The sequence below is a fragment of the Chitinophaga sp. genome (genome assembly GCF_039596135.1).
GTDB lineage: Bacteria > Bacteroidota > Bacteroidia > Chitinophagales > Chitinophagaceae > Chitinophaga.
Window position 1 is genome coordinate 51,062 of the sequence record NZ_JBCNKH010000021.1, and the last position, 11,283, is coordinate 62,344.

The 11,283-nt window shown below is 45.0% G+C and carries 5 protein-coding genes; all 5 read left to right on the forward strand.

The window, feature by feature from the left end:
- Window positions 1-157: 157 nt before the first annotated feature.
- The 5 genes from ABDW16_RS14570 to ABDW16_RS14590 are packed head-to-tail and all read left to right on the forward strand — an operon-like array spanning window position 158 to window position 11,274.
- Window positions 158-2,455 (forward strand): hypothetical protein, encoded by a 2,298-nt coding sequence (locus tag ABDW16_RS14570; protein WP_343670648.1) that lies wholly within the window; start codon window positions 158-160, stop codon window positions 2,453-2,455.
- An 8-nt stretch (window positions 2,456-2,463) separates the two neighbouring features.
- Complete coding sequence (locus ABDW16_RS14575; protein WP_343670649.1) at window positions 2,464-3,546, forward strand: hypothetical protein; 1,083 nt, start codon at window positions 2,464-2,466, stop codon at window positions 3,544-3,546.
- 15 nt (window positions 3,547-3,561) lie between these two features.
- Window positions 3,562-4,122, forward strand: a complete 561-nt coding sequence (locus ABDW16_RS14580; protein ID WP_343670651.1) for a hypothetical protein — start codon at window positions 3,562-3,564, stop codon at window positions 4,120-4,122.
- A 10-nt stretch (window positions 4,123-4,132) separates the two neighbouring features.
- Window positions 4,133-10,576: a hypothetical protein gene (locus tag ABDW16_RS14585; RefSeq protein WP_343670652.1), complete on the forward strand. Its 6,444-nt coding sequence runs from the start codon at window positions 4,133-4,135 to the stop codon at window positions 10,574-10,576.
- 2 nt (window positions 10,577-10,578) lie between these two features.
- Window positions 10,579-11,274: a hypothetical protein gene (locus ABDW16_RS14590; protein WP_343670653.1), complete on the forward strand. Its 696-nt coding sequence runs from the start codon at window positions 10,579-10,581 to the stop codon at window positions 11,272-11,274.
- Window positions 11,275-11,283: the final 9 nt, after the last annotated feature.

Genomic DNA, 11,283 nt, shown 5'->3' on the forward strand with positions numbered 1-11,283 from the left:
TAACTAACCTGTTGAAAATGAATATAGATTGAATAATATCTATGTTAAGCATTGATGATTTATAATATTTATTTAAATAAATAATATATGTTTGTTCTATAGTTAAAACAGACCCGATACCTATAAAATGCAGAGATGTAGCGCATTGTTTAAACCCATGTGCACAGGTTTCATAATTATTAGCTATTGTTGTTTCGTTAGTGTTAGAGGATATTCCCAGGGACATCGTACTGATAGCATTGTTAGATCGCAGGCCGAATCATTTGTACAACCAGTTGTAGAAACAGATAGTTTATTAAAACCCGTAAAACATGATTTTCATTTACCTGGCCTGAAACGGCCGGATAGCCTGGCATTGCCCGTAAAGCCAACCGTTTCATTCGACAAGGTAACCATCTCCAACGAAGGATTGTTGGAGCAGACCTACTTTGCAGGGGGGTATTATTACCTGAACAACGCACAGGTAAGTGGCGTGGCTACGGTTTCCAAAATGCCGCTGAATGTAGGGTTCCTTCACCAGGACCTCTATATGGATGGTCATTCCGCTAAAAATACCTTCAGCATTAAATTCGACAAACAGGCTTACCTGGATAGTTACAGAAAACAATTGCAGGATCACCTGAGCATCGACCAGCTAGTGCCGAAAGATTCCCTGCTGCAATCCATGAAACAAAAGGCGGAAGCTGGTATCCGTAACCGCATGGACAGCCTGCTGCATGATTATAAAAACACGGCCGCCAAAAACATTCCCGCGCTTGACACACTAAAGGACTATACCAATAATACTGATGTCAACAGCATTTTCCGTTCCCTGCTGTCCGCCGCCTATGCCAAAGCCATCAGGGAAAAAGAAGCGAAACTAAAGCAGCTGCAGGAATCTGGTGCAGACAAAGCGCAAATGGCCGACCTGCAAAAGGAAATCACTGCCTACTATAAACTGGTCGGCATGTACAACCAATACAGGGATTTACAATCAAAGTATAACCTCGCTGACCTGCAGAAGAAACTCAATGCTGAAACTGTCCAAAGAAAAAAACAATACGACCAGTTGATGAGTAAACCTGCTTCTGTCAAGGAGCTGGCGCAGCAAAACCTGCCGCTCTCCGGTTTTGAAGAGCTGCTCATGAGTATTGAGAAATTAAACATTGGTCAGCATACAATTTCATTAAGCTCGTTATCCTTATATAATTACCTTACGAATGGTGCCAGTATTGAAATCCTGACAAAGAAGAAACGCTATCTGTTTCTCATGATGGGAAAAGAGCAGGACCTGAACAGCATTTATGACAGGGCTTTGTTTACTTCCCTGTACAATAACGACCATACCGCCATGGGCTTCAGAATGGGGAAGGGTGCCATCACGGATAATCACCTTCATTTCTCATTTTTCAACTTCCGCCAGACCAAAAGTTATAGTAATGGCACTACCCTGGAAGTACCACAAAAGAACACCATGGTCATTGGATTGAGTAACCGTTTTGAAATAGGTGGCTCCTCGGCAGTAGAAATTGAATTGTCCCGTTCTTCCGCAGTTTACAAAGACGCTGTTTATGAAATAGATTCATCCACCCGGCGTAGTGCATTTCATAATTTAATCAGTGGTAGTAACCTGTCGCAGGGACTGGCCGCAGATATTAAATATACTGGCAATTTTAAGGACGAAGGGCTGAATGTGACCGCAGCGCTCACACATGTGGCTTCAGGCTATTATAACCCCGGAAATCCCTTTTTAAGCAGGGGTTCCAATACCGGTATCCTACAGGTCAAAAAAGTATGGAAGAAGAAATTTACCATCAATGCCCGTACAAACATTCGTCAATATCATTATACCACCCTGCCATCCAGCACCTGGTGGAATTTCAGTCATCTGGTAGACCTGGGACTGAAATTAAAAAACGGCCAGCAGATCAGTGTGAAGTACCAACCCACCCGCGGCATTCAAAAGCGTAATGGGCAACGTATTTTACAGAACGCTTCGGACATGATCACGGTAAACCTGAACCTGCAAAAGATGTTGGGTACCACCTTTTATCGCAATAATATAAACACGATATACAATACTTCCCGGTACGCGCAGTTTACAGCATTGTCGTCCAAAACCCTTACACTGACCAGTTTGCAGAGTATTACGCTGGGCAACAACCTGGTGTATTGGAACAATACCTATTCTTACGCAATTGATCCTTCCATCATTGCTTATATGAATACCAACTTCAATTCGGATATGGGTATCAGTTACAAGGCGGGAGACAATGTAAGCCTGAGCTCATCGCTCAATTATAACAGCATCAGGGGATATGTAAAACAGGTAGGTGGCCGCCAGAGCGTATCTGCCACCATTCATAAAAAAATAGAAACAAGTTTTTATATAGATGTAAAGCTGAACATACAGGCGTCTGCCAGTTACTATGGAGAGCCTGTGACAGCCAATGTTAGCATAAAATATAGCCTATAATCCCTTATATGAAGTACACCTTATTAATCCTAGCCATGTTGGCCGGCAGCCTGCTCCATGCCCAGGTGCTGATCAACTATCAACCCGCCATCAACGGGCAAACCCTTGATGGATTGTCCCTGGCCCAGATCGTGAATACCGGTGGTGAAGTAGCCGGTGCGTTTAAGATCACTGTAAAAGACGGGAATAACGCCGGTGTAGTGAGCATTCTGATTCCTTCGCTGACCGTACACCCCGGTGTGAATACCCTGAATAAAGGTGTGATGCGCAGTGCCAGCATCCGGTTCGGCGAAAGTGCTGCCGCTGCCTTACTTAGTCAGTCAGGCCGTTTTCCTGAAGGGGAATATGAATACTGCTTTGAGCTGAGTGTGCCTGATGTGAAACCGAGTATGCCACCCCTGATCTATGAAAACTGTTTTCAGCAGGCATTACAGCCCGCTACTCCACTGTTGCTGATCGACCCGTACAATGGTGCAGAAATTTGTAATGTTCGTCCCGCTTTCAGCTGGCAACCACCCATGCCATTTGTGAACAGTATGCGCTATCGCCTTGTAGTAGTGCCGAAAGGCGATAACGAAACGCCTGAAGCCGCAATTGCAAACAACCGCCCTGTTATCAATAAAGGAGAGTTGCGCCAGCAACATATTAACTATCCGGTTACCTCTCCTGATTTAGTAAAGGACCAGGAATACGCGTGGCAGGTAACCGTGTATAGCGGCAGCACCCTGATTTCCAGTTCCGAAATATGGACATTCAGGATACAATGCGACGATACGCTGGATACTCTGCAGGGAGGCTCTTTCAGGGAACTGACTGTGGAAGGGAACAAGAACTTTTACATTGTAACAGATGGTATAGTTCGTTTTGCCTTTACCAACTATTACAACAACAGTCAGCTGCAATATGAAATAGTTGACCTGGCCAACCCGGAAAACAGTCTGAAAAAACTACCCCGTGTGCAGATGCATGCCGGTCATAATAAAGCAGAAATTAAACCCACTGGCTTAATCAGCGGTAAACAATACTTATTAAAAATCAAGAATGCTGATAAGCAGGAGCTGATCATGCGCTTCATTTATCAGGACAACTAAAAAAGACATTTACCTATGAAATACTGTACCAGCCTGCCAGTTTTATTGGCATGTGTGATGGCTTTTGGTTCCTGCCATCGAAATACAGCTCCAAAAGATCTTTTAACCTATGTAAATGACCCGGGCAACGGCATTACCCAGGAGCAGGATATCATGGACAATCATATCCAGCTGCAATACATTCCATCTGATTTGCAGGTACTATCTGTGAATGGGAACAACCTTTCTGCTACTGCCTTTGAACAGGAAAAGGCAAAGTACGACAGCTTTATGTACTTCCGGTTTTCCATCATGAACAATGTGTATAAGCCGGCAGGCGATACCCTGAATTACCTCAACTTTAGTATGCAGAACGACCTGATGCTGGTAACTGACAGGAAAGACACAGTGCCCTGTGTGTTTTACCAGAAGATAGCTGGTGCCAACCGGTATAACAATGAGTTTATAGTGGTGTTCGAAAAGTCAGTGCAGGAAATGCCCGATTTCCACTTTGTGTATACTGATAAGGTATTTGGATTGGCAACGAGGTCTTTCTCTTTCAGGCGTGCAGACCTTGACCATATTCCCCAATTATAACCCAATCAAGATGAATCGCATTTTACGATATAAAAAATCGATAGCGATGTTCCTGCTTTTTGTGCTGGGAACACAGCTACTCCTGTCCAATGCTGTATACGCATTGACCACAGGGCCCTCACAGCCTGAGATGAAGGGATTTACACCAGCAGGTACAGATAACCTGGTAGACCTTTTCTCCGGCGATTTTGATTATAGTATTCCTTTGGTAAGCATAGATGGTTACCCTATCAATATGGCCTATCACTCAGGTAGTGGTATGGACGATGAAGCCAGCTGGGTGGGATTAGGATGGTCCCTGAACCCCGGTGTGATAAACCGGCAGATGAGAGGTATTCCCGACGATTTTGATGGAGACCCGGTGATAAAGGAATTCAACATGAAGCAGAATACCACTGCCGGTTTAAAACTGGTAGCCAGTCCGGAATTCTTTGGTTTTGGTAAAGCAAAGATCTCACTGAACGCAGGTATTTTTAAAAACACTTACCGGGGCTATGGTGCGGAAGTGGGTGTGAATGCGACCATTGGTCTCACCAACAATGGTTCCGGCTCCATGACGGTAGGGTTGAACTCCAACTCACAGTCAGGCGTAGATGTAAATGCTAATGTCAACTTCTCTATGCAGGTAAAGAGTGGGGAAACCAAAGATGTGTCTCCCGGCTTATCAGTAGGTTCTTCTTACAATTCCCGTTCCGGTATAAAAGGGTTAACGCTGAGCGCCAGTGCAGATTATATGGGGAAGGAAATTTCCTCCACAGAAACTGCTTTCAATTTTGCATCACCTGCTTATACGCCCAGTAGTACCATCGCATTCAACAATCAATCTTATACATTGAGCGGCAGTCTTGGCCCTGCAGTGATGGGGGTATATGGCAAATTGGGTTTTACCGGTTATTATATTAAACAAACGGTTGCTAACAAGCGTGCGTCTCACAAAGCATATGGGTTTCTGCATGCTGAAAAAGGCAAGAGCGATATCAATGGTCTCATGGACTTTAACAGGGAAAAAGATATGCCCTATAATGACCAGTTGCCTTACCTGCCATTGCCTGTGCCTACTTACGATTTGTTCAGTGTGAGCAATCAGTCTGCTTCAGGGCAGTTTCGTGTGTTTAGAAATGGCAGCGGTATCTTTTTTGATCCGAAGACGGAGGATAAAAATGCAGACGTATCACTTGGTGTGGAAGTGGGTGCCGGTGCCTATTTTCAGGCTGGTGTGGATTTGAATGGTCAGTCATTGACCACCAGGACCAATAAGTGGGAATCGGATAATGATTACCGTAGTAAGGGCGATTTTCAGGCTGCTGATGATGCGAACCCGGTGTTTGAACCAGCGTATTTTAAACGCTCAGGTGAGAAATCTGAAATGGATACAGGTTACTATACCACCTTCCAGAAGGAAGGAGTGGCAGGTATCAACACCAGTTTAAGTGGGGAAAAAACCCGTGCATTGGCACAGTGGAAAACAAAGTCAGGCACTGTGCCTATTTCACAGGCAGTGAAGAGAACCAAACGGGAAACACGACAATCTGTATTCAGTTATCTCACTGCTACAGAAGCCAATGTATATGGATTAGATAAGACGATTAAGAGCTATCCATCCAATACGCTGGTGCTGGCATGCGATGATAGCCGTATTGAAAACATCAGCCGTGTCAATACAAATGCGAAAGCGCACCATATGTCGCAGGTTACCGTGCTGGATAACAATGGAGCCAGGTATATCTACGGCATTCCTGCCTATAATACTTACCAGGAAGAAGTTTCTTTTAGTGTAGACCCTGCAAAGGGAGATCGTAATACCGGGTTAGCAGGTTATTCCAGTCAGGATGCCAGTGCTGCCAATAACCAGGGCCGGGATGGCTATTACAGCAAGGATATCATGCCTGCATATGCGCATTCCTTTCTGCTCACCGGTATGGTGAGTGGTGATTATGTAGATGTAACCGGTAATGGTATCAGTGATGATGATTTAGGTACGGCTGTTAAATTTAATTATACCAGGCAGCCTGGTGTATTTGGCTGGCGTACCCCATTTGATAAGGATAAAGCGAACTACAATGAAAACATGCGGAGTGATAAGCGCGATGACAGGGCCAGCTATGTATATGGTACGAAAGAGATCTGGTACACGCATTCAATAGAAGGCAGAACGATGGTTGCCCTGTTCATATTGGGCGACCGTGAAGATGGCATGGGTGTAAAGGACAATACAGGTGGTATTGATACAGATCATCATCAACGTTACCTGGACAGGATTGAACTGTACTCCAAGGCAGACCTGAAGCAAAATGGCACGGCTGCTGTTCCTGTTAAAACCGTTCACTTTGAATATGATTATTCTTCCTGCCCCGGTGTGACCAATAACTCTGGTAAGGCAGTGATGAAAGATGGGGTGAACATCAATGAGCAGAAAGGGAAGCTTACGCTGAAGAAGATGTACTTCACTTTCGGCAGGAATGGGAAGGGTATGTTGCAGCCTTATAAATTCAATTACCAGCAAACCATCAATGGTGCTGTTGTGAAATATGGTCATAAGCAAACTGACCGCTGGGGTACCTACAAAGATTACCTGGGCAATGAAGGCGCACTGAACAATGATGAGTTCCCTTATACCATACAGGACAAAACAAAAGCAGATGCTTATGCCTCCATGTGGCAACTCAATGATATTGAGTTACCCGCCGGTGGGCATATCAAAATAGATTATGAAGCAGATGACTATGCGTATGTGCAGGATAAACGTGCACAGCAGATGTGCTTTGTGAAAGGGATTGACAACATCGGACAGAATTCGGGATTGATCGGTGCACGAAAGTTACTCATCAAATTGCCACAAGCGGTATCGAGCCTGGCAGAGATGAAGTACCGGTATTTTGAAGGCATGACGAACCTGTATTACAGGTTATATGTGAACCTTGATAATGCCGGGCACTATGAATATGTACCGGGTTATGGCACTATCACCAATATCTCTATGGTAGACAATACCACGGCGGCGGTTGAGTTGCAAACGCTAGACGGTGCGCATCCGGCAGCAAATGCTGCCTGGCAGTTTCTGCGTATGAACCTGCCATTGTATGCATATCCGAATTCTGAAACTACTGATCAGGGCGATTTTCAGGCTGTTATCAGGTCACTGATCACAGCAGTGTCACAGTTGTCAGAACTGGTAGAAAGCTTCAATACCCGCGCTGCCAGAAAGAAATTTGGAGACAAGATAGACCTGTCCCGCTCCTGGGTGAGATTAAATAGCCCTTCATTTGCGAAGCTGGGCGGTGGTAGTCGTGTAAAGAGCCTGAGAATGGTGAATAGCTGGAAGTCAATGTCCGGTACAGGCGAAGACGCCGCTTATGGTCAGGATTATAATTATACCACTACTACCAGTTATAATGGGCAGGATATTGCAATTTCCAGTGGTGTGGCTGCTTACGAGCCAATGATCGGGAACGATGAGAATCCTTTCCGTCAGCCTTTCCCTTATACAAAGAAGGGTAATCCATTAGGATTAAGTGATCACTATTACATGGAAGCACCGCTGGGTGAATCTTATTTTCCACCGGGTAATGTAGGGTATAGCAAGGTGACGGTGTATAATGTGGGGCAGGATGGCAATAGAAACCTGAATGGCTATAATGTAAGTGAGTTTTACACCGCTAAAGATTTCCCGACAATAGTCAACAGTTTGCCAATTGATGCCAAGCAGTATAAACCCAACCCGCTGCTTAATTTCCTGAAAATGAAATTCAAATCAGGTGTAGTGCTTACGCAGGGATACAGCATTGAAGTGAATGATATGCATGGTAAGCCAAAGAGTGAGGCTTTCTATAAGCGGGGTACTACAAGCCCGATGAGCAGTACGAAATACTTTTACAAGACGGTGAATGAAACGGGTGGAAAGCAATTGGATAATAATGTACTGTTAGTAAGATCAGATGGTTCCCTGCAGGATGCTTCGGTAGGGGTAGATATAGAAATGTTCAGCGATATGCGGGAACAGTATACCCAGAATATTGGCGGTAGTCTCCGGTTGAGTTTTGGTAGTTTCCCGATAGTGTTCTTCCCCGGAGCCTATGTATTTCCGGGGGTAGGTTTCAACCAGGATTACAGGGAGTATCGCTCTGCGAGTACTGTAAAGCTGGTGCAGCGTAGCGGCATCCTATATAAATCTGTCAAAACACAGGATGGTTCCAGTATTACGACAGAGCTGATGGCATGGGATCCGGCTACCGGCGAGCCTTTGCTTACAAAGGAACAAAATGAGTTCGACGATGCGGTGTACAACTTCACTTACCCCGCATATTGGGCGTACAATGGTATGTCGCAGGCATTTCAGAATATAGATGTGGTGATCAAAAATGTCAGCACTGATACCACAGGCCGGTTCCTGACCAGTGTGCCAGCAGGTATCTTATTCCCCGGCGATGAGGTCATCGATCTCAATGGAACGCAGCAGGCATGGGTAATGAAGGGTAGTGATGGTCAGCTGAAACTGATAGATAAATACGGGGAATTTGTGGCCTACAATAGTGCATCGTTGCGGATTATACGATCCGGGCATCGCAATATTTCTACCGCCATGCTGGGAACTATTTCCGCCCTGCGCAATCCTATTAAATCAGGCAGGATAGATATAGGTGCATTCTCCCGGATTATCAATGCCACGACCAATACATTCAGGGAAGAGTGGCCGGTATCGCTGCGGGAAATCAATGTGGTACCACCAGCACAGGATAGTATGAACCTGACCTGTCCGTTGTCGTACATCACCGGGTTCCTCTTTGCAATAGCAGATCCTACATTACCTTATAATAGTACTTACCTCACATCGGCCAACAGGCAGTTGCTGAATGAGCAATATATATTCAAAGGCAGGAACAGCAATATTTCTTTAAAGAGCATTATTGATAAGCACCGCAGCTTCGGCTTGCTGAGTGGTTCTTATCCTTTGTCTGCTTATTTCTCAGAGCCGTTCTTCAAGCAATCACAATCTGCTGATCTGCGCTTTTATGTAAACCATCCACGGTACAGGATGAAGTGTGGAGAGAAGTATTTCTATTTCAACGATGGTGATACCATCACACTTGGGTCTTATATCCTGGTGTTGCGCGATGTACATCCTTACCTGAATGATGCGATTAACGGTTATCCATGGCTGAACAGCGATGGTACTACCGGGTACTATGATGGGAATACCCGGTATAATACAGGCGATAGTTGTGGTTGTAATGGTACGTTTGGTTATAATAATAGCAATGGAGAAAAGGTACAGTTAGTCAAACATGAATTTAAAGATATCTCACTGGATGGACAGGGTTGTACCATCGTACCTGATTGCCCTACGCTGCTGGGTAGTGTGGTGAATCCTTATACTACAAACATGCTGGGCAACTGGCGCCAATGGCAGAACTACATTTACAAGGTAGATAGAAAAACTGAAGTGAATGAACTGAACAAAGCGAAAGGAGCAACAGATTTAAGAAACAGTGGATACTATGCAGACTTCACGCCTTTCTGGCAATACGATGCAAGCGCGGGTCTTTACGTAGCAGCCGGTCCATCAAAGGATGAACGTTGGATCTATACCAGTGAGAATTCAAAATACAATACAAAAGGCAAGGAGCTGGAAACGAAGAATGCCATCAATGTCTACGCAGGTGTTGTGTATGGGTATGGGAATACGAAGCCCGTGGCAGTATCAGCCAATGCAGCTTATCACGAAATAGGTTACGATGGTTTTGAAGACTACCAGTTTGAAAAGATTTGTGGCGTATGGCCTGACAGCTGCCGCATAGAAGGTCACTTCGATTTTAAGCGGGAAGTATGGCATGGTATAGCACCAGATCAGACCTATGCCCATACCGGAAAATACAGTTTGAAGATCAGTAAACCGGTGACCCTGAAGCGGGAAATTCCAGCTCCATTCAGTACCGGTAGTTTCAGTTCATTTGATGCTAAAGGCCGTTTTACAGCTTCAGCAAACAATACTTATCCTGCCTTTTACCCCACAGCCAATAAGATGTACATAGCCAGTGTATGGGTAAAGAGCAGCAATGTAACTGCGAATACCACCGGTGTATTGCAGATAGGTACCAATACCAGTTTGCAACCAATCGCAGTGTCGCAGCGTGCAGGTGTACAGATAGAGGGCTGGCGCAAAGTGGAAGTATCCTTTATCGTTCCTGACAATGCACAACAATTCCTGCTGACCATTGATCCGAAGGGCGGCGAGGCCTGGTTTGACGATGTACGTGTACAACCGTTCAATAGTCACCTCACCACTTATGTATTCATGCCTTCAAACCCTGACTTAATGATGGCAGAGCTGGATGAGAACAACTTTGCCCTCCTGTATGAATATGATGATGAAGGTGGGTTGATCAGGATAAAGCGTGAAACCGAAAAAGGAATTATGACCATGAAGGAAACCCGTAGCTATTACAAAAAACGTTAAAGATGAAACGCAGAATATTATGGTTGTTGATACTGCTGTGGCCTGTTTGTCCTGTATTAGCGCAGGATATGGCCTGGAAAGATATGCAGCAGCTCTGTACAAAATACGGGAAGATCACTGACATGCACTATAAAGCTAAACTAAAGATGTACAGTGCTAAGTCGCCTTCCCAACTAATCGATCAGCTGAATGCGGTGTGTCATCTGCAAAAAGACCATTACTACGCAAAGGTAGGCGCTGTGGAGATTTTAAAGACCCCGCAGTACCTGCTTACCATTGATAATGATGATAAACTGGTGGTAGTCACGAATCCCAATACGAAGGGAGATAAAATGCAGCATGTACTCTCAGATGTGGGTGGTTTGCTGGAAGCGATGAAGGTAACCGGTGTGCGGATGCAAAAGGTAATGCGGGGCAATGCCACCTGGCTGGAACTGTCTGAACTGCCGGATGCAGACATACTGGCCTGTAATATCCAGTACGATCCTGCTACTTACCTGATCAATAGTATATGGATGCGGGTAATAGATCCGGCACAGAGTGCGACAGAGCCTGTGATCGTAGAGATCGTGTACGATTATAAGGTGCCTGCAGCAACCACTGATCAGTATAATGACAAAAGGTATATACGTATAACCGGCCGCGAGGTGGCGCTTCAGGCAGGTTATAAAAATTATACCCTCATAAACCAATTATAAGACATCCCA